17 protein-coding genes are annotated in these 24,592 nt (G+C 77.4%); 6 read left to right on the top strand and 11 right to left on the bottom strand.

Features of this window, described 5'->3' with window-relative positions; all coding sequences use genetic code 11:
• Nucleotides 1-1,009 precede the first annotated feature (1,009 nt).
• On the bottom strand, nt 1,010-3,998 hold a 2,989-nt coding region (locus EDJALFJO_RS36215; RefSeq protein ID WP_369812475.1), incomplete at its 3' end, for a glycosyltransferase.
• Between the two features lie 502 nt (nt 3,999-4,500).
• A complete protein-coding gene (locus EDJALFJO_RS01190; protein WP_088281392.1) occupies nt 4,501-4,755 on the bottom strand; it encodes a WhiB family transcriptional regulator in 255 nt (84 codons plus the stop codon).
• Nucleotides 4,756-5,452: 697 nt separating this feature from the next.
• Here EDJALFJO_RS01190 and cofD point away from each other — a divergent pair.
• Nucleotides 5,453-6,442 (top strand): 2-phospho-L-lactate transferase, encoded by a 990-nt coding sequence (gene cofD / locus EDJALFJO_RS01185; protein ID WP_088281382.1) that lies wholly within the window; start codon nt 5,453-5,455, stop codon nt 6,440-6,442.
• A gap of 2 nt (nt 6,443-6,444) precedes the next feature.
• A complete protein-coding gene (gene cofE / locus EDJALFJO_RS01180; protein WP_233149614.1) occupies nt 6,445-7,485 on the top strand; it encodes a coenzyme F420-0:L-glutamate ligase in 1,041 nt (346 codons plus the stop codon).
• A gap of 29 nt (nt 7,486-7,514) precedes the next feature.
• Here cofE and EDJALFJO_RS01175 read toward each other — a convergent pair whose 3' ends face one another.
• Together EDJALFJO_RS01175 and EDJALFJO_RS01170 are read right to left on the bottom strand one after the other, a co-directional pair.
• Nucleotides 7,515-8,486, bottom strand: coding sequence for an aminoglycoside phosphotransferase family protein (locus EDJALFJO_RS01175; protein ID WP_158220249.1), 972 nt, complete (start codon nt 8,484-8,486; stop codon nt 7,515-7,517).
• Complete coding sequence (locus tag EDJALFJO_RS01170; protein WP_088281380.1) at nt 8,483-9,439, bottom strand: DNA-3-methyladenine glycosylase; 957 nt, start codon at nt 9,437-9,439, stop codon at nt 8,483-8,485. The genes EDJALFJO_RS01175 and EDJALFJO_RS01170 overlap by 4 nt, the downstream gene beginning before the upstream one ends.
• Nucleotides 9,440-9,572: 133 nt before the next feature.
• On the opposite strand from EDJALFJO_RS01170, the gene EDJALFJO_RS01165 reads away from it, so the two are divergent.
• Nucleotides 9,573-10,289 carry a DUF3105 domain-containing protein gene (locus tag EDJALFJO_RS01165; RefSeq protein WP_088281378.1) on the top strand — a complete coding sequence of 239 codons (717 nt, stop codon included), beginning with the start codon at nt 9,573-9,575 and terminating at the stop codon, nt 10,287-10,289.
• Between the two features lie 75 nt (nt 10,290-10,364).
• On the opposite strand, the gene EDJALFJO_RS01160 is transcribed toward EDJALFJO_RS01165, so the two are convergent.
• From EDJALFJO_RS01160 to EDJALFJO_RS01130, 6 genes are all read right to left on the bottom strand, one after another.
• On the bottom strand, nt 10,365-11,375 hold the full coding sequence (locus tag EDJALFJO_RS01160) for a lysylphosphatidylglycerol synthase domain-containing protein (protein WP_158220248.1): 1,011 nt from the start codon (nt 11,373-11,375) through the stop codon (nt 10,365-10,367).
• Nucleotides 11,372-12,514 carry a glycosyltransferase family 4 protein gene (locus tag EDJALFJO_RS01155; protein WP_198949890.1) on the bottom strand — a complete coding sequence of 381 codons (1,143 nt, stop codon included), beginning with the start codon at nt 12,512-12,514 and terminating at the stop codon, nt 11,372-11,374. The genes EDJALFJO_RS01160 and EDJALFJO_RS01155 overlap by 4 nt, the downstream gene beginning before the upstream one ends.
• A 7-nt stretch (nt 12,515-12,521) precedes the next feature.
• Nucleotides 12,522-13,589, bottom strand: coding sequence for a glycosyltransferase family 2 protein (locus EDJALFJO_RS01150; RefSeq protein ID WP_088281372.1), 1,068 nt, complete (start codon nt 13,587-13,589; stop codon nt 12,522-12,524).
• A gap of 550 nt (nt 13,590-14,139) precedes the next feature.
• Nucleotides 14,140-15,822, bottom strand: a 1,683-nt coding sequence (locus tag EDJALFJO_RS01140) for a hypothetical protein (RefSeq protein ID WP_233149613.1), incomplete at its 3' end; no start/stop codon positions are given.
• Between the two features lie 56 nt (nt 15,823-15,878).
• On the bottom strand, nt 15,879-17,813 hold the full coding sequence (locus EDJALFJO_RS01135; protein ID WP_143448217.1) for a hypothetical protein: 1,935 nt from the start codon (nt 17,811-17,813) through the stop codon (nt 15,879-15,881).
• A 249-nt stretch (nt 17,814-18,062) separates the two neighbouring features.
• Nucleotides 18,063-18,266 carry a hypothetical protein gene (locus tag EDJALFJO_RS01130; protein WP_088281364.1) on the bottom strand — a complete coding sequence of 68 codons (204 nt, stop codon included), beginning with the start codon at nt 18,264-18,266 and terminating at the stop codon, nt 18,063-18,065.
• Between EDJALFJO_RS01130 and EDJALFJO_RS01125 the strand changes: the two genes are divergently transcribed.
• Genes EDJALFJO_RS01125 through EDJALFJO_RS01115 form a run of 3 tightly spaced genes read left to right on the top strand, consistent with a single transcriptional unit; the run spans nt 18,265 to nt 20,855 of the window.
• A complete protein-coding gene (locus EDJALFJO_RS01125; RefSeq protein ID WP_088281362.1) occupies nt 18,265-18,975 on the top strand; it encodes an alkaline phosphatase family protein in 711 nt (236 codons plus the stop codon). The genes EDJALFJO_RS01130 and EDJALFJO_RS01125 overlap by 2 nt on opposite strands.
• A 41-nt stretch (nt 18,976-19,016) precedes the next feature.
• Nucleotides 19,017-20,027 carry a hypothetical protein gene (locus EDJALFJO_RS01120; RefSeq protein ID WP_088281360.1) on the top strand — a complete coding sequence of 337 codons (1,011 nt, stop codon included), beginning with the start codon at nt 19,017-19,019 and terminating at the stop codon, nt 20,025-20,027.
• Nucleotides 20,028-20,069: 42 nt separating this feature from the next.
• The gene (locus tag EDJALFJO_RS01115; protein WP_088281358.1) at nt 20,070-20,855 is read left to right on the top strand and encodes a TIGR03089 family protein; all 786 of its coding nucleotides are present in this window, start codon (nt 20,070-20,072) and stop codon (nt 20,853-20,855) included.
• Nucleotides 20,856-20,877: 22 nt separating this feature from the next.
• On the opposite strand, the gene EDJALFJO_RS01110 is transcribed toward EDJALFJO_RS01115, so the two are convergent.
• A complete protein-coding gene (locus tag EDJALFJO_RS01110) occupies nt 20,878-24,504 on the bottom strand; it encodes a SpoIID/LytB domain-containing protein (protein ID WP_158220247.1) in 3,627 nt (1,208 codons plus the stop codon).
• Nucleotides 24,505-24,592 lie beyond the last annotated feature (88 nt).

Below are 24,592 nucleotides of genomic sequence, written 5' to 3'. Positions count from 1 at the left end.
GGGACGCCCCTCGCGGCCGTCGCGTCGTCCGGGCTCTCGATGGGCGCTGCGTCGACCGGGGCGGTCATCGGACCTCCTGCCGGGCGTCGTCGGAGCTGGTGGCGGTCGGGTCGGCGGCGATAGCGCCCTCGTTCGCGGCGGTCTCCGGGGCTTCGTGCGGGGCTTCGTGCGGGGCTTCGTCCGGGGTCTCGTCCGGGGTCTCGTCGGCGACCGTGCCGGCGCCGTCGGCGTCCCGCCCGGGCCGGCGGCGGAAGAGCCGACGCCGCGGGACCGGCGTCATCGGCCAGGCCTGCTCGTCCGGGCCGGCGTCCGGCGCGGCCTCCGGGTGCTCGGCGTCGAAGACCTGCGGGGACGGCGCGACCGGGGTCGGCGGGGTGACGACCCCGCGCGGGACCGGCCGGCTCGGCCGGGCCGGGGCGACCGCGACCCGGCGGCGCACCCGCGGCAGCGGCAGCGCGACGAGCACGGCGAGCACGAGAAGGGCGAGCCGGGAGCCGTCGGTCGAGCCGTCGAGGCCGGTGTCGTACCGGACGACGAGCCGGCCCCCGCGCTGCGGCAGGACGAACCCCTGGGCCCAGCCGTCGACGGTCGTCGCCGCGATCGGGCGGCCGTCGACGCTCGCGCCCCAGCCCGCGTCGCGGCGCTCGGCGAGCACGAGGAGGCGACCGGGCGGCCCCGGCTCGATCGTCGTGCCGACCCGGGCCCCGGACGACGCGACGGCCGCGAGGGGCGTCCCGTCGGCGGCGGTGACGCGGACCCGGGACGGCCGCGACGGGGCGCCGTCCGAGGTGTCGAGCTGGACCCGCCAGAGCAGGTCCCGCCGCGACGAGGTGGCCACCTGGGACAGCCCGGGCGACGCGTCGAGGGCGAGCACGGTGCCGTCCGGGACCGGCCCGAGGACGAGCACCGAGCCGATGCCGAGCTCGGCGAGGCGCGGGCGGACGTCGCGGCCGGAGTCGGACAGCAGCGCGCCGACGACGGGCACGACGAGACCGGCGTCGGGCCGGCNCTCCGCCGCGGCCGGTCGTCCGGGCGAGCAGCCGCTCGGCGGCCGCGGCGGAGCCGGCGCCCTCGAGCGGGCCCGGGGCGGCGAGGAGCGACCAGCGGACGGCGCCGGCCCGGACGTCGAGGACGAGGGTCCGCATCGCGGCGGCGCCGGCGGCCTCCTCGACGGCGAGCGCGGGGAGCACGTCGGGCTCGACGCGGGTCGCCGCGGCGGGCTGGGCGGCCCAGAGGACGGCGACCGCCAGGGGGCCGGCGAGCGCGGCGACGGTGCCGATCGCCGTGAGGCTGCGGGCGGACCAGACCGCGGGTCGCGAGGTGCGGCGGCGGGCGGCGTCGAGGACGCCGTCCGCACCGGCGAGGGCGGCCGCGAGGAGCCCGAGGGTGAGCAGCGAGACGCCCGGGCCGGCCCAGCCGGTCGCCGGGCCGGTCGGTGTCGCGCCGACCTCGACCCGTTCGGCGAACGAGGCCGCCGCGAGCCCGGCCGCACCGGCCACGCCGGCGACGAGCGCGACGGCCCAGCGGCGCCGCAGCAGCCCGAGCACGGCGGCCGGCACGAGCGGGGCCGCGAGGAGCGCCGCGCAGACCGCGGCGACGAGCCCGGGGTCGACGGCGGCGAGGTCGCCGGCCCGCCCGGAGAGCCCGGGCACCCGGGCGAGGAGGTCGGCGACCCGGTCGAGGGTGCCCGCGAGGCCGTCCGGGGCCCCGGGCAGCAGGAGCAGGTGCCACAGCGGCGAGGCGGGCGCACCGAGCGGCGCCGCGGGCACCCCGGGGTCGGCGAGGAGCAGCCGCGGCGCGGCCGCGACGGCCGCCCACCACGGCAGCAGGAGCACCGCGGGGACGCCGGCCGCGACGGCCAGCAGGGCGGCCCGGCGCGGGCGGACGACGAGCAGTGCGAGCAGGGCCGCCAGGGCGGGCAGGGCGAGCGACGGCGCCGACGCCAGGACGACCGTGAGCGCGATCCCCGCCGCGGCCGCCGCGGCGACCGACCGGCGGGCCACCGCCCGGCCGAGCGCGACGGCGGCGAGCGGCAGGACGACGTGCGCGAGCACCGAGGCCGGCCGGGCCGTCGAGACCGCGCCGAGGAGCGCCGGCGCGGCCGCCCAGACCGCCCCGGCCCAGACCCGCAGGCCCCGGGACCGGGTCAGCGCCCCGGCCGCCCACCAACCGGTGACCGCGGACAGCGGCAGCCCCAGGACGACGAGCGCGAGGACGGCGGTGCGCGGCGACCCCCCGGCGAGGACGGCCAGCCCGCTGAGCACCGTGTCGAACGGGTCGGCGAGGCCGGGCCCGCCGAGGCCGACGGGGCGCCAGCCGGAGCGGGCCAGCGCCCACAGCTCACCGACCCGCTCCGGGGCGGGGAGCAGGGCGGGCCCGGTGAGGGCGCCGGAGCCGGTGACGACGTGCCGCAGCGCGACGACCGCGGCGGTCGCGGCGGCGACGACGAGGGTCACGAGCGGGCCGAGGCCGCGGTGCCGGGCCGGGCCGGCGGGTGCGGACCCGTCGTCCGGATCGAGGTCCCGATCGAGGTCCGGATCGAGGTCCCGTCGCAGGTCCGGTCGGGGGTCGGGGGCGGGGTCCGCCGCGGTGCCGTCGGTGGGCACCTCGGCAGCAGCGTCGTCGGCCGGCTCGGCGGCCGGGCCACCGTCGCTCGCCTCGGCGGGCGCCTCGTCGGGAGCCTCGTCGGTCGCCTCGTCGACGTCCGGGGCGGTCGTGGACCCGGCCGCGGGGTGGTCCTGCGCGGCACCGTCCGGCGTCGCGCCGGCGTCCCCGGCGGGCTCGGTCGTGTCCCGCCCGCGGTCGGCGTCGACGACCTGCGCGAGCGTCGGCGCCCCGGAGACCGCCGGCGCGACCGCGCGGACGGCGAGGAGCCGCTGGAGCCGGCGCCTACCCCAGCCCGGTCGCGCGGCGGGCGCCGGGCCGGGCCCCTCGGCGGACGTCGGAGCGGACGTCGGAGCGGACGTCGGAGCGGACGTCGCGGCCGGCGCCGGGACAGCGGCCGGGGTCTCGACGGACAGGGTCGCGGCGGCCCAGGCGGCGAGGGCGTCCCGGTGCCGCCGGACGATCGCCCGGCGGGTCGCGAGGAGCGGCTTGAGGGTGTCCCGCGGGACGGTCTGGGCGCGCCGGGTCCGGGCCCGGGAGCGCAGCCAGCGCCGGGGGGTCGCGAGGACGACCGCCGCGGCGACGAGCTCGTCGACGGCCCGGTCGGGCTGCTTGAGGACGAGCCGCCAGAGCGACCGCACCGGCGCCGCGAGCGCCGTCCACAGCCACAGCAGCGGCACGAGACCGGCGTGCGCACCCGCGAGCCGCAGGTGCAGCGCGTCGCGCCGGTCGGCGCGGTACCAGGACCGGCCGGACGACGGCTCCCCCGCCGGCCCGGACCCGGCGTGCGCGACGACGGCGCCCGGCACGACGACGACCCGGTGCCCCGCGAGCCGGACCCGGTGGCACAGGTCGACGTCGTCGCGGGCGTGGGCGAGGAGCGGGTCGGGGCCGCCGAGGGCCTCCCAGACGTCCCGGCGGACGAGCATCCCGGCGGTCGACACGGCGAGGACGTCGCTGCGGGCGTCGTGCTGGCCCTGGTCGACCTCGCGCGGGTCGAGGCCGGTGACCCGGGCGCCGAGGGTGGACGTCGTGAAGCCGACGTCGAGGAGGTGCTGGTCGTCGTCCCAGTCGACCTGCTTGCAGCCCGCGACGGCGACGGACGGCGCGGTCTCGACCGCCTCGAGGAGCCGGGCGAGGGCGTCCGGGGCGGGCGCGCTGTCGTCGTGGAGCAGCCACAGCCACTCGGTGGTCTGCTGGCCGCGGCCCTCCCCCTCGCGCAGGCCGGTCACCGTGCCGTCGTCCCCGCCGGCCGCCGCGTCGCGGGGCTCCGGGCGCGGGTCCTCCCGGACCGTGGTGCGGGCCACGAGCGCCGCGACGGCGCCCTGCACGGCGTCCGCGAACGACGCCTTGCGCCCCAGCCGCAGCACGTGCGGGGTGGCGGTCGTGAGCATCGCCGTGCTGCGGTCGGCGGAGCCGGTGTCGGCGGCGACGAGGAGGTCCGGGCGCCGGGTCTGGGCGGCGACCGCGGCGAGGGTCCGCGCGAGGCGCTGCTCGCCGTCCCGGCTCACGAGGACCGCGGTGACCCGCGGGCGCGGGGCGACCCGGCCGGTCGGCGCGAGGGCCGCGGGCGGGGCGGGGACGTGGCTGCGGANCCGCGGGCGGGGCGGGGACGGGGCTGCGGACGGCGCGCGCCGCACCCGTGAAGGGGTCGACGGTGACGAGGGCGAGGGCTCTCGTGGCGTCGGTGTCGAGGTCCGCGGGATGCCCGGCGGATCGCGGGACGGCGACGCCGGGGCCGGCTCCGGTGTCGAGGGTCACGGGTCGAGGGTCACACCGGGTGGCGGCCCGGGCGGCGAGGACACGCGGAGGAGCGGCGACTTGCTGTGCAGGTCACGCCCGTGGAGGAGCGGGAGGATCACGAAGGGCCGGGCCCCCGGCCCGGCTCGTGCGGCGTCAGACGGCGCGCTTCTTCACCCGGCGCCGCTCCCGTTCGGAGAGCCCGCCCCAGATGCCGAACCGCTCGTCGTTCGCCAGCGCGTAGTCGAGGCACTCGACCCTGACCTCGCAGGACATGCAGACCCGCTTGGCCTCGCGCGTGGAACCGCCCTTCTCCGGGAAGAACGCCTCCGGATCCGTCTGGGCGCACAGCGCCCGCTCCTGCCACTCGAGCTCGGCAGCGGCTTCGTCCGCCGCAGAGCTTCCCACCATCGAAATCGCCACGAGCTCGTGCACCTGGCGCCCTCCTCGACCCTGGCCCCTTGAGGGGCTCGTCCCCCCACACGGAGCACGCCCCGCTCCGGGCGTGCCCTGTTCTGCTGTTCGTCGTGCTGGTCGTGCTGACGTACCGGCGTCGCCGCCGTCCTGCCACCGGCGCGAGCCGGCCCTACCCGTTCACTACCTGCGCAAACGCACCCGTGCGACGCCCCGAGCCGCCGTGCTCTGCCCACGGTCCGCACGACCTCACGGACGCACCGTGCGGAAAGCCCGCCCGGCCGCCGGAAGAACTGCGTCCCGGCCGGTTCAGCAGATGGGCACCACCCCGGGACCCGCACCGATCCCGTTGCAGCCGCCCACCGACCGCCCCGACGGCCGAAAGCGTAGTGTGACCACGTGCTCACTGTATGTGATTCCGTAAACTCACACCGATGAAATTACATGTGTGTCGCACCCGCTACGTCAAGCGAGACGGTGGTATTCACACAAACCGATCTGTCCGATTCGTCCCCCGAGGCGATCGACAGCCACCGTTGGGACCGCTCCCGGACACCCCCACCTCCGGCCGCCGGACCCCGCTGACCCCCCTCTGACCAGCGAAGATCACGAACAGCAGGCCGGCAGCACCCCGCGTCACCGCCCCGTGAGCCCCCGCTCGGCGTCCGCAAGAATGCCCTGGAAGGATCCCACCATGCGAATCACGGCCCTCGCCGGAGGGATCGGCGGCGCGCGCTTCCTGCGCGGTCTGCTCCACCACCTCGACTCCGTCCCGACGGACGGCACCCCGCACGAGGTGACCGTCGTCGGGAACACGGCGGACGACGTCACCCTCCACGGGCTGCGGGTCTGCCCGGACCTCGACACCGTCATGTACACGCTCGGCGGCGGGATCCACGAGGGGCAGGGCTGGGGCCGCGAGGACGAGCGCTTCACCGTCGCCGAGGAGCTCGCCGCGTACGGCCAGGGGCCGGACTGGTTCACCCTCGGGGACCGCGACATCGCGACCCACGTCGTGCGCACCCGGCTGCTCGGCCAGGGCATGCCGCTGTCCGAGGTGACCGCGGCGCTCTGCGACCGCTGGAAGCCCGGCGTGCGGCTGCTGCCGATGAGCGACGACCGGGTCGAGACCCACGTCGTCGTCGACGACGAGGACGCCGAGGGCGGGCGGCGGGCGATCCACTTCCAGGAGTGGTGGGTCCGGCTGCACGCCGCGGTGCCCGCCCGGCAGATCCTCGCGGTCGGCATCGAGCAGGCCCGGCCGGCGCCGGGCGTCCTCGAGGCGCTCCGGGAGGCGGACGTCGTCCTGCTGCCGCCGAGCAACCCGGTCGTCTCGATCGGGACGATCCTCGGGGTGCCCGGCGTCCGGGACGCCCTGCGCGGCACCCGGGCGCCCGTCGTCGGGGTCTCCCCCATCGTCGGCGGCGCCCCCGTCCGCGGGATGGCCGACGCGTGCCTGACCGCCATCGGCGTCGAGACGTCCGCCGCCGCGGTCGCCGGGCTCTACGCGGACTTCCTCGACGGCTGGCTCGTCGACACCTCGGACGACGGCACGGTCCCCACCGGCGGCGACCGGCCGGCCGTCCGGGCCGTCCCGCTGCTCATGACGGACGTCGCGGCCGCCGGGGCGATCGCCGGGGCGGCGCTCGACCTCGCCGCCGGGCTCACCTCCCCCGTGGCCTGACGGTGCTGGAGATCCACCCGGTCCCCGGGCTGCCCGAGGTCGTCGCGGACGACGACCTCGCGGCGCTCCTCGTCGCCACCGGCGCCGACCTGCGCGACGGCGACGTCCTCGTCGTCGCGAGCAAGGTCGTCGCGAAGGCCGAGGGCCGCACGGTCGCCGCGGACAGCCGGGACGGCGCGGTCGCGGCGCAGACCGCACGGGTCGTCGCCGAGCGCCGGACCCCGCGGGGCACGACGCGCATCGTCGAGTCCCGGTCGGGGCCCGTCATGGCGGCCGCGGGGGTCGACGCGAGCAACGTCGCGCTCGGCACGGTGCTCCTGCTGCCCGCCGACCCGGACGGCTCCGCCCGCGCCCTGCGCGCCCGGCTGCAGGCGCTCACGGGTCTCCGGCTCGCCGTCGTCGTCACCGACACCCTCGGGCGGCCGTGGCGCGACGGGCAGGTCGACGCCGCGATCGGGGCGGCCGGGCTGGCCGTCACCGACGACCTGCGCGGCGCGACCGACGCGTACGGCAACCCGCTCGAGGTGACGGTGCGGGCGGTCGCCGACGAGGTCGCCTCGGCGGCCGACCTCGTCAAGGGCAAGCTCGAGGGCGTCCCGGTGGCCGTCGTCCGGGGCCTGGCCGGGCTCGTGCAGGACGACGACGGGCCGGGGGCGGCGAGCCTGCTGCGGGCCGGTGCCGGGGACTGGTTCCGGCTCGGCCACGTCGAGGCGGTGCGGACGGCGCTCGGCGCACCGCCGGCGCACGACGTCGAGCCGCCGCACGTCGTCCGGGAGGACGTCGCGACGCTGGCCCGGCGGGCCGTCCGGCTCGCGCTGCGGCACCGGCTCGTCGGCACCGCGCTCGCCGTCGCGGCCGACGTCTCGACCGAGCTCGAGCCGGACGGCAGCCGGCACGCCGTCGTGACCCTGCGCGCCGACGACCGGTTCGCCCTCGGCGCCGTCGCGGAACGGCTCGGCGCCGCGGCGTGGGCCGAGGACCTCGCCGCGACGGTCCTCGAGGAGGGCCCGCGGCACGTCGTGCTCCGGCTCGCCCCCGCCTGACCCGCCGGACCGCTCCGGCCCGGCCCGGGTCAGGCCGCGAGCAGCCCGTCGAGCAGCGCGTGGACCTCGGCCAGCCCGGCCGGCGTCCGGGCCCGCAGCGCCGTCCAGGCCGCCCGCTGGAGGTCCCGGGCGGCCACCCACGGCACCAGGGCGGCAGGGTCCGGCACGGGGCCGCCGGCGGCCCCGTAGGCCCGCAGGGCGGCGGCGCCGTCGGTGCGCGCGGAGGACCGCAGGGTCCCGAGGTCCCACGCGGGCGGCGCGAGGCAGGCGTCCTCGAGGTCGTTCCACACGAGCCGGCCGCCCAGGACGAGGACGTTGCCGGGGTGCGCGTCGCCGTGGACGGCCTGCCACGTCGTCCGGTCGGCGGCGAGCAGCGGCCCCGTGACCGCGGCGCGGGCCTCGTGGAGCCGCTCCAGCAGACCGGGGTCGGCGGCCCGCAGCCGGGCGGCGGTCGCGAGCAGCAGGTCGAGGTCGCCCGCGACGGGGCCGAGCGGCGGCAGCGCCGCGGCCCCCGGGTCGCGGCGCCCGGCCGCGTGCAGGGCGTGCAGCGCGCCGCCGAGCGCCTGCGGCGTGAGCTCGTCCGGCCGCGGCGCGCGGCCGGCCCGCCACACCGTGAGGACGAGCCCGTCGACGAGGTGCGGGCCGGCGGGCAGCACGTCGTCGTCCGTCGCCGGCGGCACGACCGGCGCGCCCCCGTCGGCGAGCCGGCGGGCCAGGCCCAGCTCCTGGTGGTGCCGCCACGGGTCGGCCGGGTCCTGCCCGGCGAGCAGGTCCGTGCGGGTCGGCGAGCGGACGACGAGCGGGGCGGCCCCGGCGGGAAGGCCGTCGAGGGCCACGACGACGTTGGCCCGCGCCGACAGCGCCCTGGCGCGCACCCCGGGCCGGCCGTGCGCCGCGAGCAGCCGGCCGACGGCGGCGAGCACCTGCGCCGTCCGGCGCTCCCGCCGGCCCTCGAACGCCGCCGCGGGCTCGAGCCCGCCGTCGCCGGGCTCCCCGGTCACCGCACGACCGGCAGGTGACCCGGCAGCGTCATCCGCGGGCCGCGCCGCGGCCGGGACGCACCGTCCAGCTCGAGCAGCCGCTGCACCCGGTAGCGGTGGCCGCGGTAGCACTCGACGAGCGGCGCGCACCCGGCGTCGTCGAGGACCTGCCCGGTGAGCGCCCAGGAGACGTTCTTCGCGACGTGGTAGTCGGCCCAGGAGAACGCGTCGGCGTCGCCGTGCGCGCGCTGGCGCACCTCGGCCGCCGTCCACACCCCGACGCCGGGGACCGTCCGCAGCGCCTTCGCCGCCTCCTCACCGGTGAGGTCGAGGGTCTGCTCGAGCCGCCCGGCGGACGCGGCCGCGAGGACGACGACCCGCCGCCGGGCCTCCTCGACCCCGACCCGCAGCCACTCCCACGACGGGATCGCCGCCCAGTCCGCGGCCGCGGGCGGCACCCGCATCCCGGCGGCGAAGGTGCCGGCGTCCCCCGCCGGGCCGGGGGCGACCTCCCCGAACCGCAGGACCAGCCCGCGCCAGGCCGCGAACGCCTCCTTGCCCGTGACCCGCTGCTCGAGGCAGGCCGCGGCGAGCGCCTCGAAGACGGCCCGCGTGCGCGGCACCCGCCAGCCCGGCCGCGCCCGCCAGGCGGCGACGAGCCTCGGGTGCTCGGGGCGGGGTGCGAACCCGGTCGGGTCGTCGGCGGCGCCGAGCAGCTCGGGGACGCCGTCGAGCACCCAGCCGGCGCCGGGGCCCCACGCGTGGGCGAGCACCTCGCCGTCCGCGGGCCGCGGCTCGAGCCGCAGCAGGGCCGCACCGTCCGGGGTCCGGGTGGCCCGCCACACGACGCCGTCCGGCTGCAGCCGGTACGCCGGGTCGCCGCCGCCGCGGCGCAGGGTCGCGAGCGTCGCCCCGACCGCGACCTCGCGGCCCGGACGCCATGCCCGGAACCCGGGGCCGCCCTCGTTCGTCACCCGGGAAGTCTCGCCGGTCGGTGCCCGGTCACGCAGCCCGGGTCCTTAGACTCTTGACAGTTCACGTACCGGCTCAGCAGCACCAGGGACGTCCACCCGCCCCGGACCACCGGGCCCGACGGAAGCGAAGCTCGTGGCCAACAAGAACGCCGAGAAGGACCGCAAGGCACGCGTCGAGGAGATGCGCAAGGCGCAGCAGGCCGCGGAGCGGCGCAAGAACCTGCTCGTCGTCGTCGCCAGCCTCGCGGTCGTCGCCGTCCTCGTCGGGGTCGTCTTCGCCGTGATCCGCCGCGAGCAGGCCGCCAAGGACGTCGCGAACATCGGCCTCGCCAGCGCGGCCGCCGCCGCGTGCGACCCGATCGTCACCGACGAGGCCGCGGGCGGCTCGGTGCACGTCGGCCCGGGCACCGACCAGGCGACGAAGACGACGGTCGACTACAAGACCGTGCCGCCGTCGTCCGGCGAGCACTACGCGCAGCCCGCCTTCCCGGCGTCGGCGTTCTACACCGCGGCCGACCGGCCGAAGCTCGAGGCGCTCGTCCACAACCTCGAGCACGGCTACTCGATCGTCTGGTACTCCGAGGGCCTGCCGAAGGCGCAGCAGGACGAGCTGAAGAAGATCAGCGAGCTCATCCGCGACAACGACAAGAACGTCGGCGCCGGCAAGTTCGTCGTCAGCGCCTGGGACCCCGCCCGCGGTGCCTTCCCGACGGGCAAGAACGTCGCGATCTCGCACTGGGGCGCCAAGAAGGGCTACCGCCAGTTCTGCGGCTCGGTCTCCGGCACCGCCATCAAGGACTTCGTCGCGAAGTACCCGTACACCGACTCCCCGGAGCCGAACGCGCAGTGACCTCGTCAGCTCCTCTGAGGTAGATCGCCCTTCACAGCCACGGCGAACTCCCTCAGAGGAGCTGGGCGGCAACCATCAGGCGGTCGCGGCCCGGGACCGCTTCGCGAGCGCGACCCCGACCCCGGCGAGCGCGAGGTCGGTCACCGTGAACAGCGCCCGGGAGACGAGGACGACGACGACCACGGCGCCGGGCCCGAGCACGGTCGCGAGCACGGCGGCGAGGGCGACCTCGCGCGCCCCGGCCCCGGCCGGCGCGACGACGACGACGAACCCGACGGCCCAGGCGAGCGCGTAGCCGCCGGCGGCGAGCGCGAAGGTGTGCGCGGTCGCGGGCGCCCCGAGCGGGATCGCGAGCGCCGCGACCTGGGCGCCGGCCAGCCCCCACGAGACGAGCCCCCAGCCGGTGCCGGTGAGGGTGCCGCGCAGCGTGGTCCGGGCGTCGAGGGCGTCGCGGCCGAGCATCTTCAGGGCGCGGTCGATGAGCGGCACGAGGACGCGCGGGTGCAGGAGCACGAGCAGCGGCAGGACGAGCAGGGGCGTCCAGGCGAACTCGTCGGGGACGACGTCCGGCACGAACGGCAGGGTCCCGACGACGACGAGCAGGGCGCTCGTGATCGCGAGGAGCAGGCTCGCCATCGTCGCGGCGGCGGTGCGGCGGCGGGCGACGCCGTGGTCGCTCGCGAGCTCGGCCTGCATCACCATCGGCCAGACGCTGCCGGGCACGTACTTGCCGAGCTGGCCGACGAAGAAGACGCGGGCCGCGACGACGAGCGGCAGCCGGGCGCCCATGTCGCGCAGGACGGCGTTCCACATGAGGCCCGCGGTCGCGGCGTTGCCGACGGTCGCGACGAGCCCGAGGAGCAGCCAGCCGGCCGAGAGCCGGCCCACGGCGTCGACGACCTCGTTCCACCGGGCGGCGACCGCCCAGGTGGCGAGCGCGGCGGCGACGACGCCGAACGCCCAGCGCGCGGCCCGGGACTGGACGACGGCGAGCAGCCGGCCGACGAGCGCCGCGACGCCGTCCTTCGACCCGTTCTTCGCTGCGCCCTGCGGTCCGCCCGTCGGACCGGGCGGGTCGGCGCTCACGCGGCGTCCTGCCCGGCGAGGCCGGTGAGCGCCGCGACGTAGCGCGCCCACGGGCCTGCCTCGTCGACGTCGGGGACGGCGCGGGTCATGGCCGCCGCGACCCCGGGCTCGAGGAGCCGCTCGAGGCCCTTGACGAGGGCGATCTCGTCGTCCGGCGCGACGACGAGCCCGTCGACGCCGTCGCGCACCTGCTCGCCGAAGGTGCCGACGGCGGTCGCGAGCACGGGCAGCCCGTGGGCGTGCGCGACGAGCACGTTCTGGGACGCCGTCGCGTGCCGGTAGGGCAGGGCGAGCACGTCGTGCTCCGCGAGCAGCCCGGGCATCTCGGCGGCCGGGACGTACCCGGCGCGGACGTCGACCCGGCCCGCCAGCCGCGGGTCGGCGCGGACGGCGTCGAGGTCCCGGCCGCCGCCGGACCACACCTCGCCGGCCACGGTGACGTGCACCCGGGGCAGCCCGGCCGCGGCCCGGACGAGCAGGTCGAACCCCTTGTAGCGGCGGACGTAGCCGAGGGCGAGCAGCCGCAGCGGGGCGTCCGCGGCGCCGAGCCGCTCGCTGCGCGCGGCGACCTCGGCGGCCCGCTGCGCGGCGTCCGGGAGGCCGCCGGGCGGGTGCGGCGGGAGGTCGGCGACGACGACGGTGCGGGCACCGTGGTCGCCGGCGAGCCGCGCCTGCTCGGGCGAGTGGACGAGGACGCCGTCCGTCGCGGCGAGCAGCCGGTTCATGAGCCAGGTGCCGCCGGGGTGCGTCTCGTGCGGGACGACGTTGTGCGCCAGGACGACGACCCGGGGCTGTCTGGTCCCACGGCGGGCGGCACGGGCCACGGTGAGCAGCGCGGGCACCTGCGCGGGCACGACGACGACGAGGACGACGAGGTCGTGCCCGGCGAGCCGGCGGCCGGTCCGCCACCAGGTGCCGGGGCGGTCCCAGCGCAGCGGCCGGACGACCCGCGCGTACTCCGGCACGTCGGGCCCGGCCCCGGCGACGGTCTGCTCCCCCGGGTAGAGCGTCGCCGGGTAGAGCCGCGACCACGAGACGAGGTCGACGTCGTGGCCGGCGTCCGCGAGGTGCTGCGCCGTCGCCGTCGTGTGGGCCGCGACGCCGCCCTTGAAGGGGTGCGTCGGCCCGACGACGGCCACCCGCACGTCAGCCGGCCCGGTCGGCGGCGACCGGGTCCGCGGGGACCGGTTCCGTGGGGACCGGTTCCGTGGGGACCGGTTCGACGGGCCGGACGTCGGCCGGCCGGTAGCCGCCCGCCGCGGACTCCGCGGTGAACGTCGCGTCGGCCGCGTCGTCCCCGCGGGAGCGGACGACGAGGTCGGCGAGCAGCGCCATCGAGGCGATGATGAGCGCCGAGAGCACGAGCAGGACCGTGCTCGCCGGGAAGTAGAACGGGTGCCGGACCATGTCGACGACGCCCTTGACCAGCCCGATCCCGAGCAGCCACAGCGCGGGCGGCATGAGCACCTTGAGCGGGTCGAAGTACATGACCATCCGCAGCACCTGGAGGATGTAGCGGTAGGCGTCGCGGGTGAACCGGAACTTGCTCTTGCCGGCGCGCTTGGCGTAGTCGATCTCGACGTACGCGACCGCGTGCTGGTTGTGCATGAACGACAGCGTGAGCGTCGTGACGCAGGAGAAGCCGGCCGGGAGCAGCCGCAGGTACGGCAGCGCGACCTGGCGGCGGAAGGCGCGCAGACCGGAGTTCAGGTCGGGGATCCGCTGGTTGGTCAGGCGCTCGGCGACCTTGCGGATGAACCACTTGGCGGGCCAGCGCAGCCACTTGTGCGAGCCCTCCTCGCTCGTCCGGGCGCCGACGACCTGGTCGATGCTCCGGTCCGTCTGGAGCATCCGGACGAGCTCGGGGATCCGCTCGTTCGGGTAGGACATGTCGGCGTCGGTCCACACGACGATCTCGCCGCGGGCCGCCCGGGAGCCGATCCGGCGCGCGGTGCCGGAGCCGCCGTTGCGGGTGAACGGCATGATGCGCAGCGCGGGCATCCGCGGCTCGACGGCCCGCAGCACCGCGAGGGTGCCGTCGGTCGAGGCGTCGTCGATCGCAAGGATCTCGTAGCGCAGCCCGGAGGCGGCCAGGGCGGCGTCGATCCGGTCCAGCTCGGCCTCGACGTGCTCGGCCTCGTTGTAGCAGGGCAGGACGACGGTGCACTCCAGCCCGTCGCGGTGCGTGCCTCGGGTGCTCGGTGACTGGCTCATCAGCGTCGAGGTTACCCGGGCGCGGGGGCCAGCCAGACGTCGACCACGAGCGCGATGCCCCCGCGCGGGCGGCGGGTGAGCAGCCGGGCGTCCTCGACCGTGGTGAGGCTCACGGCGGGGGCGGTGAGATCGGCCGCGGAGACGCCGAGCGCGGCGAGCTGCGCGCGGCCCGGCTCGTCGCCGCCCGCGGCGAGGAGCACGAGCCGGCGGCCGCCCCCGGTGCCGCCCGCCGCCTGGACCCCGGCCCGGATCCGCCCGAGGGCGGTGCGCGCCGTCGCGAGGTCGGCGGCCGTCGGGTTCCGCGGCACCCGGAGCACCGCGGCCGGGTGCCCGCAGACGCCGCGGACCACCTGCGGCCACTCGTTCGCGGCGCGCGGGTCGACGGCCAGGACGACGTCCCCGGGCCGCAGCGCCGCGCAGACCGTCGCGACGGCGCCGGTCTCGCCGCGCTCGGTGCGCAGGCCGGCGAGCGGCCGGGTCGCGAGCAGCGGCGGCACGAGCAGGGCGGCGACGCCGAGGACGGCGACGGCGGCGAGCAGGGGCGCGGGGNTGCTCGTGCCGCCGCTGCTCGCGACCCGGCCGCCGCGAGGACGACGACGGGCAGGACGACGGGGACGAGCCGCCGGTCCGCCCACGGGTGGTCGGGCGTGATGCCGGGCCGGTAGAGCGTGAGGACGAGCGACCCGAGGCCGACCGTCGCCGGGACGAGCCAGCCGGGGGTCGTCCGCGGGAAGGGCCCCGCACCGTCCGCGCCGTCCGCGCCGTCCCTGCGGGACCGCAGGAACCAGCGGACGCCGAGCGCGGTGAGCGCCGCGAGCGCGACGAGCCCGGCGACGACCGCGAACGGGCCGGTCCACCAGGAGACCCAGGCGAGGCTGTGCTCGGCGTACGTCCGGCCGCCGTCGAGCGGCAGGCCCTGCCCGGCCTGCAGCCCGCGGACGTACCGGGAGCCGGGGTCGTCGGGGCTCTGCCGGACGACGAGGAACAGCGGCCGGGCGGCGAGGACGGCGGCGACGACCGCGACGAGGACGCCGGCGACCGGCGGCAGCCACCGCACGGCCCCGCGGGGCAGCAGGCTCCCCCGCCCGGCCCGCCGGCGGCCGAGGACGACGGCGCCGAGGCTGCCGCCGGCGAGGACGACGAACCCGGCCGCGAGCGGCAGCAGCGACCCGGCGATCGACCCGAGGTAGGGCCGCGACAGGACGAGCGCCGCGACCGCTGCGACGGCGGTGCCGCCGAGGGCGCCGACGGCGAGCGGCCTGGCCGCGGGATGCCGTCGCAACGCGAGCACCGCGCACGCCGGCAGGACGAGGGACACCTCGCGCAGGACGTCCACCCGGACGAGCCCGGTGAGGCCGAGCAGCAGCCCGCCGGCGAGCGCGAGCCGGCGAGCGGTGGCGCCCCCGGCCGCGGCGCGGCCGGTGACGGTCGCGTCGACGACGAGGGACGCCGCGGCGGCCAGGAGCAGCAGGGCCGGCGCCTCGGAGTAGGTCGAGCGGGCGACGTGCAGCACGGGGAAGCACAGCGCGAGCGCCGCCGCGGCGAGCGGGGCCCAGCGCGGGCCGACGAGCCGGGACGCGAGGCCCGCGACCGCGAGCAGCGCGAAGGCGGAGACGAGCGCGGGGACGACGAGCAGCCCGGCCCAGCCGTCGGCCCACCAGCCGAACGACCACAGCGCCGGGGCGCCGACGAGGAACTGCGGGACGACGTGCGCGCCGGACGGGTCCGCCGCCGGGCCGTCGAGCACCTGGTAGAACGCCGGGCTGGCGAGCGAGAAGCCGGGCACGCGCAGGACGTCCGGGCCGCCGAAGGCCGCGAGGTCGGCGTCGACCGGCAGCCCGTGCCGGGTCGCGATCCACTGCGTGTAGAGCGCGTACGACCCCGAGTCGCGGCGCAGGACGACGTGCTCGGCGTGGGTCAGCGCGGCCCAGACCCCGTGCCCGGCCGCGACGACGCCGCACAGCGTCGCGGACCAGACCGGCACCGGCCGGGACGGCAGCGAGGCCGCGAGACGCCAGGCGAGCGCGAGGACGACGAGCGCGACCGGGACGGCGACGACCGGCCGCCAGAGCCCGGCCGGCACGAGGACGGCCGCGGACAGCGCGACACCCGCCACGACGAACGCAGCACCGGGACCGACCCGGGCGAGCACCCGGCCCGCCACCACCTCACCGGGGAGCGCGACGACGTGCGGGCCGTCGTCCGTCGCGGCCGGGGCCGTCGCGCTGCTCACGGCCGACGACGGTACCCGCCCGGGCCCCGGCGTGCGGCGGTGCTTCCCTCAGCGGCTCACAGGGTGACGGCGGAGACCCGCGTCGCCCAGTTCGCCAGCGACGTCCGGGTGCCGCTGCAGCTGCCGATGCCGCCGGTGAGGTACTCGGCGAGCGTGCAGCTCTGCTCGATCGTCTCGCTCGCGAGCCAGAGCCGGTCGCCGTCCATCGCGGCGGCGCCGTAGTCGCCCCAGCGCGGACGCCCGCCGCCGAACGCCTCGTAGCCGGCGAAGCCGTCCTTCGGGCCGACGCCCTCGGAGATGACCCTGACCGTCGGGCGGCCGCTGTTGAGCACCGTGTACGTGGCGCTCGGGTAGTGGTCGGTGCCGACGAGCGTCGCGGCCATGACGACCTTGCCGCTGCGGGTCTGCGCGAGCGCCGGGTAGCTCACGTCGTGGCCGGCGACCGCGACGTACCCGGTCTCGTCGGTCCGGGCCGCGAGCCGGCCCTTCTCCACCGAGGCCTCGACCGTGACCCAGAGGATGCCCGCGCGGGTCTGGCCGCCGACCTGCACCGCGGTGCCGAGGGCGCCCCAGATCTTGCCGTCCGCGTAGAGGACCTGCTGCATCCGGGTGTCGCCGCTGTCGAGACCGCTGAGCTCCTCGGTCGTCGTCGGCGCCGTGTCGAAGAACAGCCCCCAGCAGCCGACGCCCGGGCCGAACGTGTCGCTCCGGTCGTTGAGGCAGTCCGCGAGCGGGGTCGGGCCCGGCTTCTGGACCGACTCCGGGGGCAGCGCGTACCGGGCCGCCGGCACGAGCTTGTTCGCCAGCCGCAGGTTCGGCGTCGCCGAGTCGAGCGACCTCGTGTTCGTCAGCGACCAGACGCCGATCCGCTTCTCGCTCGGGGCGGTGTTGCCGGTCTCCGAGCCGTCTCCGAGCGTCGAGCTGAGGAAGAACTCGGTGCCGCCGTTGGCCCGGGAGTCCTGACCCTTGGGCGCGATGGCCGGCCACACGGTGAAGCTGCGGAACGGGCCGAGCTTCGGGCTCTCGAACATCTGCATCGTCGGCTTGTCGACGCCCGCGACGAGCTGGCGCTTGGAGATGGCGTAGATCTGCGCGCCGGTGTAGGCCGCGCCGCCGTTCGAGCCGTCGCTGAACAGCGAGTACTCGTTCGTCGTGAGGTAGATCCCGTTCTTGTCCGCACCGATGTGCGGGTAGTCGCCGATGCACGCACCGGGGCTCGTCACCTCGGGCCCGGCGTCGGCCGGGGCGATCGGGTCGCAGCCGTGGTCGGGCGTGCCCTCGGTGCCGTCGTTCTGGACGGGCAGCTTGTAGAGCTTCCAGTCGCCGGTCGGGTCCGACGTGCGGCTCACGGCGATGTCGAGCCGGTTCTTGCCGGTGAAGTTCCCCGTGTCCGGGTCCTGGTCGATCGTGAGGATCGCGAGGAAGTAGCGGCCCGTGTCGGGGTCGAAGTGGCAGATCGGGTCGGTGACGAAGGCGCCGAACTCACCCGTCGTGCGGTTGATGCCCGGCGTGTAGCCGAAGAACTCGTTGAGCCCGATGGTCGGTGTCACGGCGTGCCCGGCCTTGTCGTAGACCCGCAGCGCCGTGTTCACCGACTCGACCACGTGCCCGGGGCCGACGCAGAGCGCCTGGTCCGGCGGCTCGAGGGAGAACTGGTTGCCGTTCGAGGCCAGCCGCTGGTCGCGGTGGTTGATGCCCGGGAAGGTCACGGACACCTCGCGGCCGGCAGCGGCGACGCGTGCCGAGCGGACGGCGGGCCCGCTCGTCGCGGGCGGCTCGCCGCCCTCGCCCTCGTCGTGCCCCTCGCGGGCGACCGGGAACTCCGGGTCGCCGATCCTGTCCGGTCCCGTCGTCGCGACGATCCCGGAGAGCCGGACCGAGCCGGCGCTCACGAGCGGGTTGTCGGCCGCAGCCGCCGGGCCGGCGATCGCGACCACGGACGTCGCCGCCCCGAACGCGGCAGCCATCGCCAGGTACGTCACTCTTCGCATGCGCGAACCTTCTTTCACGGAGGACGCGGGCCGTGCTCCCCGCCGGCCCGACGGGCGGCAAGGTAGACCTGCTCCGGTATGCCGGAGAAGGGGTGAGCCACACCTTTTGGTCCCCGCCGGCAGACTTTCGTCCCGCCGACGCCGTGAGAACCACAGAAATCGGCGTTGACCTGACCGATACCCGCGGCTTCGTACCGTGGCGGCCATGCCGGTCCGCACCGCCGCCCATCGCCCGTCGATCACCCTCCGTCACCTGTCGGGGGTGGTCGTGGCGGCCCTGGCGCTCGCCGGGTGCACCTCGTCGGGCTCGGGCGCCGGCACGGCGTCCTCCGGGTCCGCCCCTGCCTCGTCGCCGGGCACCTCGGACCCGGGCGCCGCCTCGTCCTCGTCACCGGCGTCCTCCGGCACACCCGCGGCGCTCCCCCGACCGGCCCGGACGGTCGTCGTCGTCATGGAGAACCACTCCCTCGACGACGTCCTCGACGACCCGGACGCCCCGTGGCTCAACGGCCTGCCGGCCGCGGTGCTCACCGACTGGCACGGCGTCGCGCACCCGAGCCAGCCGAACTACGTCGCGCTCCTCACCGGCTCCACGCACGGCGTGACGAGCGACCACTGCCCGACGACCGTGACCGGCGGCAGCCTGCCCGCCCAGCTCACAGCGGCCGGGCTCACCTTCACCGGCTTCTCCGAGGGCCTGCCCGCCGCCGGGTCGACGACCTGCTCGGCCGGCCGCTACCGCCGCAAGCACAACCCGTGGGTCGACGTCCGCGGGCTGCCGGCCACGATGAACCAGCCGTTCTCCGCCTTCCCCGCCGATCCGGCCGCGCTGCCCACGGTGTCGGTCGTCGTCCCGGACATGTGCCACGACACCCACGACTGCCGGACGGCGCGCGGCGACGCCTGGCTGCGGGAGAACCTGGGCCCCTACGTCGCCTGGGCGCAGGACCACGACGGGCTGCTCGTCGTCACCTACGACGAGTCGGAGCACCACTCCGGCAACCACATCCCGACGCTGCTCGTCGGGCCGATGGTGCGCCCCGGCCGGTACACCGCCCGGGGCGACCACTACACGACGCTGCGCACCCTCGAGGCGATGTACGGGCTCCCCGCCCTCGGCGAGGCCGCGGCCCGCGAGCCGCTCACCGGCGTCTGGCGCTGACCGCACGACAACCCGGTGCCCGCGGGCGGCGTCCCGAGGGCGTGACCACCGCCGCCCGCAGGGCCGGACGCCTGCTGCGCCGCATCCTCGTCGCGGTGACCGCCGTCGCCGTCCTCGCCGCCACCGGGACCACGGGGTGGCTGCTGACCCTGCAGCACGGCACACCGGCGGCGACCGCCCGCACACAGGGCCGGGACGCCGTCTGGCTCGGGCACGCCTGGGTCGACGGCCGCCGGGACGAGGCGGACGCCGTCGCGCTCGCCGGCCGGTTGCGGGCGGGAGGCTTCTCCGACGTCTACGTCCACGCCGGCCCGCTGCGGGACGACGGCACGCTCGACCCGGCGCTCGCGCCCCGGCTGCCGTGGGTCGCCGGTCGGCTGCGGGCGCTCGTGCCCGGGCTCCGGGTGCAGGCGTGGCTCGGGGACGTCGTCGGGCCGGGCCGGATGCGGCTCGACGACCCGGCGACCCGGGAGCGGGTCGTCGCGTCGGCCCGGCAGGTGCTCGCCGCCGGGGCGGACGGCGTCCACTACGACCTCGAACCGCTGCCGGACGGGGACGCCGGCTACCTCGCCCTGCTCGACGCGACCCGGCGCGAGACCCGGGCCCGCGGCGCGCTGCTGTCGGTGGCCGCGGAGCCGGTGCAGCCGCTGCCCGGCACGGCCGCCGCGACGACGTGGGCGCGGCCGGTCTGGTGGACGCCGGAGTACCTCCACGAGGTGGCGGTCCGCGTCGACCAGGTCGCGATGATGACGTACGACACGGCACTGCCGAGCCGGCGGCTCTACACCGGGCTCGTCGTCCGGCAGCTGGAGGTCGCGGCGGCGGTCGTGCCGGACGACGTGACGCTCCTGGCCGGGCTGCCCGCCTACCGCGGCGCGACGCTCCAGCACCGGCCCGGCGCCGAGACGGTGCCGGCCGCCGTGCGCGCGGCCCGGCTCGCCGCTCCCCCGGCGGGCAGCCAGCCGTTCGGGGTGGCGCTGTACGCCGACTTCACCGCGACGGACGACGACTGGCGCGCCGTCCACGACGGGTGGTCGGCACCGCCGCGCTGACCGCCGGCCTCCCGGCGCCACAGCGTTTCGTAGGGTGGCCGCATGGACGACGTACCCGCGCTGCTGCGCCGGATGGTGACGACCGACCCGGGCCGGCCGCGGGTGACCTGGTACGGCCCGGACGGCGAACGGGTCGAGCTCTCCGGGAAGGTGCTCGACAACTGGGTCGCGAAGACCGCCAACCTCCTCGTCGACGAGCTGGACGTCGGTCCGGGCAGCCGCGTCGTCCTCGACCTGCCGCCGCACTGGCGCACCCTGGTCTGGCTGCTCGCGGTGTGGTCGGCGGGCGCCTGCGTCGTCGTCGAGCGGTCCGGTCCGCAGGGCACCGACGGCACCACCCAGCCCGCCGCCGAGCCGGTCGAGGTGCTCGTCACCGCCGCCCCGGACGGCCCCGTCGCGACGCTGTGGCGGCCCCGGGCCGACCGGCTCGTCGTCGTCGCGCTGCCGGCCCTCGCCATGTCGTTCGGGCCGGCCCTGCCGGACGACGCGCTCGACTACGCGCTCGAGGTCCGGACGTTCGGCGACGTCTTCGTGCCGTTCGTGCGGCCGGCCCGGTCGGACACCGCCTACTTCGAGATCCTCGACGGCGCGCAGGGCATCTCGGCGCCCTACGCGGAGATGCTCCGGTTCGCCAGCCACGAGGCCAAGCTCGACGACGGCGTCCGGCTGCTCACCGGCGGCCCGGGCACCGACCCGCTCCTCGACCTCGTCGGCCCGCTCGTCGCGGACGGCTCGGTCGTCGTGCACCACGACCCTGCGGCGCTCGACGAGGCCGCCCTAGAACGGCTCGCCGGCCAGGAGGGTGTGACGACCGTCCGGGTCCGCTGACCCGGACGCGCGGGGCGGCGCCTCAGGCCCCGCCCACGCTCCAGACCCAGTTCGACGGCAGCCGCAGCCGCGAGCGGAGCTGGGTGCCGGTGAGGGTCGCCGTCGCGCCGCTCGACGACGTCGCGATGACCGTCTTCGCGGCCCTGCCCGCCGTCCGGGTCGCGACCCGGACGCTCACGACGTCCCGCAGCCCGAACGCCGTCCGCATCGAGGCCTGCGGGACCGTCCGCCGCCAGGACGCCATCGGGTTGCCGGCCGCGAGGCTGTACGGGTCCGCGACGCTCACGAGGTACGGCATGGCGGCGCCGAAGACGTCCCGGTTGTCCTGCGTGCGACCGCCCGAGCTCGAGTAGTAGAGCGCCTGCGCCGGGGCGCCGGCGTACGTGAGGATCCGGCCCTTCGTCGCGGTGACGGCCTTGACCCAGGAGGACCCGTACGCTCCGAGCTCGACCTCGTAGCCGCGAAACGCCTGGTCCCGGGTGCTGTCGTAGAGGCTGCACCCGCCGCACACCGCCCGCGGGCCGCGCAGCAGCTTGGCCCACGCGTAGGTGCGGCCGGCCACGGCCTGCGCCTGGAGCGCCGCCGGGCCCCGCACGCCCCAGGACGTCGGCATCTCGGCGAGGCCGCGCAGGTAGCTGCTGCCGAGCGGGAGCTCGTTGACGACCTCGAGCCGGGTGCCGACGCGCACGACCCACATCTCGCCGTAGCGGTAGGGCCGGGACGCCTTGGAGCCCTCGGTCCCGGTGCCGGACAGGCGTGCGACGGCGGCGTTGCCGACAAGGTCCGGCGTCCCGGTCCACGTGACGTGGACGGCACCGGTCGTGGCGAAGACCTTCGTCGTCCCGCGCCGGACCTCGACCCCGCCACCGGCGGCCGGCACGGCCACGAGGGTCGTCCCCGGTGCCACCGAGGCCTTCGCGGTGCCGGCGGACAGCCGCAGGGCGACCGCGCCGGTCACGCCCGGGGCCGGGGTGACGCCGAAGGTCGCGCGGGACGTCGCGTGGAGCAGGTTGACCTTGACGTGCCGGGTGTCGGTGACGGACGCCACCGCCGTCCCCGGGTAGTAGGTCGAGAGGATCGTCGTCGACGACGCGCCGCCCTTGGCCATCGCGTAGGCGCCGTACTGGCTCATCCCGACGCCGTGCCCGAACCCGGACCCGCGCAGCGCGAAGGAGGACGGGACGACGGTGGCCGGGGCGGAGGCGGTGCGGACGTACCGGTTCAGCGCGGCGAGCAGGGCGGCGGAGACCTGCCCCGGTACGGCGGCGACGGCGATCCGGCGCACGGTCGTGCCGTTCGCGGTGAGCCACGCCGCCCCCTGGGCCTGGATCACGCCGTTCTTCACGAGCAGCGTCGGCCGGCCCGTGTAGGAGGCGAGGATCGCCTCCAGGCCGTCGGTGCCGGTGCCCGGGACGACGACCGCGGTGCTGCGGAACGCCGTCGGGACGAGGTTCGCGAGCTTGGCGAGAGCGGCGTCGCGTGAGGTGCCACGCACGTCGACGACCCCTTCGAGGACGCCGCGCAGCGCGGTGACGGAGGCGGCGCCGATGCCGCCGGTGCCGCCGAGGTGGACGTCGGTCACGGCGAAGGTGCTCAGCGCCGTGGACGTCCCGGCGGGGACGCCGGAAGGGCCGGCCGGGAGCACGACCCAGCCGAGCCGGGCCGCGACGCCGGCGGCCGTGGCGGCGGTCACGGGGTCGGCCGGGTCGACGAGCATGGCGTCGGTCGTCGGCCGGCCGGCCGCGGTGAGCAGGTCGCCGATCCGGTTGCCGGACGCCACGAGGACGTCCTGCGACGTCGCGCCGCCGATCGTCACCGGGGTCGCGCCGAGGTCGGTGACCTGGGTGCCGACGCCGGCGCCCCAGGTGCCGGTGCGGCCGACGAGGACGACGCGGGTGACGTTGTCGCGCCGGACCCGCGCGACGACCTGCGCCGAGAGCGCCGCACCCGGGGAGCTCATGAGCTCTGCGTGGTAGGTCCGGGCGAGCGCACCGGCGAACGCGGCCTCGCTGCGGTGCCCGACGTCGGAGGACACGACGACGAGGGTCGGTGCGGCGCCGCCGTAGCGGCGGGTGCCGTCCGCGACGGACGCCGCGGTGCGGGCCGCGAGCCGGTAGGCCGGGCACGGCCCGATGACGCTCGTCGCCGTCGGGAGGATCTCGACCCGGGCGCGGTAGGGGGTCGACGTCGAGGTCGCGGAGCGGGCGGTGAGGGTCACGAGGTAGGTGCCGGGCGGCACCGGCGCCCCGGCCGTCGTCGTCGCGCCCCAGCGGACGGAGACCGTGCTGCCGGTCCCGGTCCGGGTCCACACCGGGGTCGCCGAGCAGGCACTCGTCACGGCGACCTTCCACGCCTGGGTCCCGGTGAGCCGGGCGGACACGGCGACCGGGGTCGGCGTGCCGTGGACGAGCGTGCGCGGCGCCACGGACGGGCGCAGGATCTCGGCGCCGACCCGGCTCGCGACCATCGTGCGCAGCGCCGGCATCTTCGCGTAGAGGTTCGCGCCCGGGCAGGCGGTCGGCCCGACGTTGCGGTGCGCGAGCATCGTCGGGACGGTCACCCTGGCGCCCGCCGGGTACCTGAGGTTGCCCGCGGAGACGAGCGTCGCCGTCCCGCGGGGGTCGATCCGGTTGAGCGAGAACTTCCACGCGAAGACCCGGGAGATCGCGGTGAGCATCGCGGACGACGGGGCGGCCGCCTCGTAGTTGCCCATCGCGGAGACGCCGAACGTCTCGGCGTTGAAGCCCAGGGCGTGCGCGCCCCGGACGTTCTTGGCGAGCCCGCCGTAGCGGCCCTCCCAGAGCCGGCCGAACCGGTCGACGAGCACGTTGTACGCGATGTCGTTCCAGCCCCGGACCTGGGTGTGGTACGCGTAGATGCCCCTCAGCTGGGCCGGGACGTCCGCCGCCGAGTAGCCGTTGGATCCTGCCGTGTGGTGCAGGATCCCGGCGACGACCCGGGTGTTGTACTCGAGCGTCCCGCGGCGCAGGGACTCGTCGGCGCCCCACTGGGCGCGCGTGAGGATCGTGGGCCTGGTGCCGGCGGCCTGCGCGGACGCCGTCGCGGTCGTCCCGACGGTGCCGTCGGCCGCGGACGTGCCCGGGTCGACGAGGGCGAGCCCGAGCCCGGCGGGTGCGGTGCCGGTGGCGCTGAGCACCTTGACCTGGACGCCGTCCGCCCGGCCCGAGGTGAGGATCGGGTCGGTGCCGCCGCCGGTGGTGCCGCCCGCCTCGGCGCTCGCCGGGTCGGGGCCGTCGTCGGCGACCGGGGCCGGCGTCCACGCGCCCCACGTCCCGTTCTCGTGGACCCGGATGGCGATGCTCGTGCCGGCCGGCGCCGGCCCGGTCCAGGTGACGCCGGCGACCGCGAACTCCGGGGTCGTCCGGCGCGGGGTGAGGACGGCGACCTTGAGCCCCGCCGGTGCGACCGTGGTGCCGCCGACCCGGCTGCCCGTCGTCCCGAGGGTGAGTGCCCGGCCGGCCGAGCGCTCCGCCCCGAGCGCCGCCGCGTCGACCCCGCCCAGCGCCGTCCGGGTGACCGCGGGCGCGACCGGGTGCGGCGCCGCCGCGAACGCGTCCGCCATCGTCGGGAGGAGCACGGCGAGGGGCTGGACGGCGAGGACGGCGACGAGCGGGGCGAGCCTGCGCACGGGTGGGTCTCCTAGCTGCTGGCGAGGCGACCGCAGCCGCCGGGCACCCTCCATTCGTCCCCCCGTCACGCCCCCTTGACGGGTGCTC

The organism is Kineosporia sp. A_224, assembly GCF_002198655.1.
Classification (GTDB): Bacteria; Actinomycetota; Actinomycetes; order Actinomycetales; family Kineosporiaceae; genus R-H-3.
Note: the sequence above shows the minus strand (reverse complement) of the source record. Positions and strands in the feature narration are given on the sequence as shown.

What these genes read in the sequence shown, in the direction of transcription:
- EDJALFJO_RS01190 (WP_088281392.1), bottom strand. Translation starts at nt 4,755, where the DNA reads ATGGTGGGAAGCTCTGCGGCGGACGAAGCCGCTGCCGAGCTCGAGTGG.
- cofD (WP_088281382.1), top strand. Translation starts at nt 5,453, where the DNA reads ATGCGAATCACGGCCCTCGCCGGAGGGATCGGCGGCGCGCGCTTCCTG.
- EDJALFJO_RS01150 (WP_088281372.1), bottom strand. Translation starts at nt 13,589, where the DNA reads ATGAGCCAGTCACCGAGCACCCGAGGCACGCACCGCGACGGGCTGGAG.
- EDJALFJO_RS01135 (WP_143448217.1), bottom strand. Translation starts at nt 17,813, where the DNA reads ATGCGAAGAGTGACGTACCTGGCGATGGCTGCCGCGTTCGGGGCGGCG.
- EDJALFJO_RS01125 (WP_088281362.1), top strand. Translation starts at nt 18,265, where the DNA reads ATGGAGAACCACTCCCTCGACGACGTCCTCGACGACCCGGACGCCCCG.
- EDJALFJO_RS01130 (WP_088281364.1), bottom strand. Translation starts at nt 18,266, where the DNA reads ATGACGACGACGACCGTCCGGGCCGGTCGGGGGAGCGCCGCGGGTGTG.
- EDJALFJO_RS01115 (WP_088281358.1), top strand. Translation starts at nt 20,070, where the DNA reads ATGGACGACGTACCCGCGCTGCTGCGCCGGATGGTGACGACCGACCCG.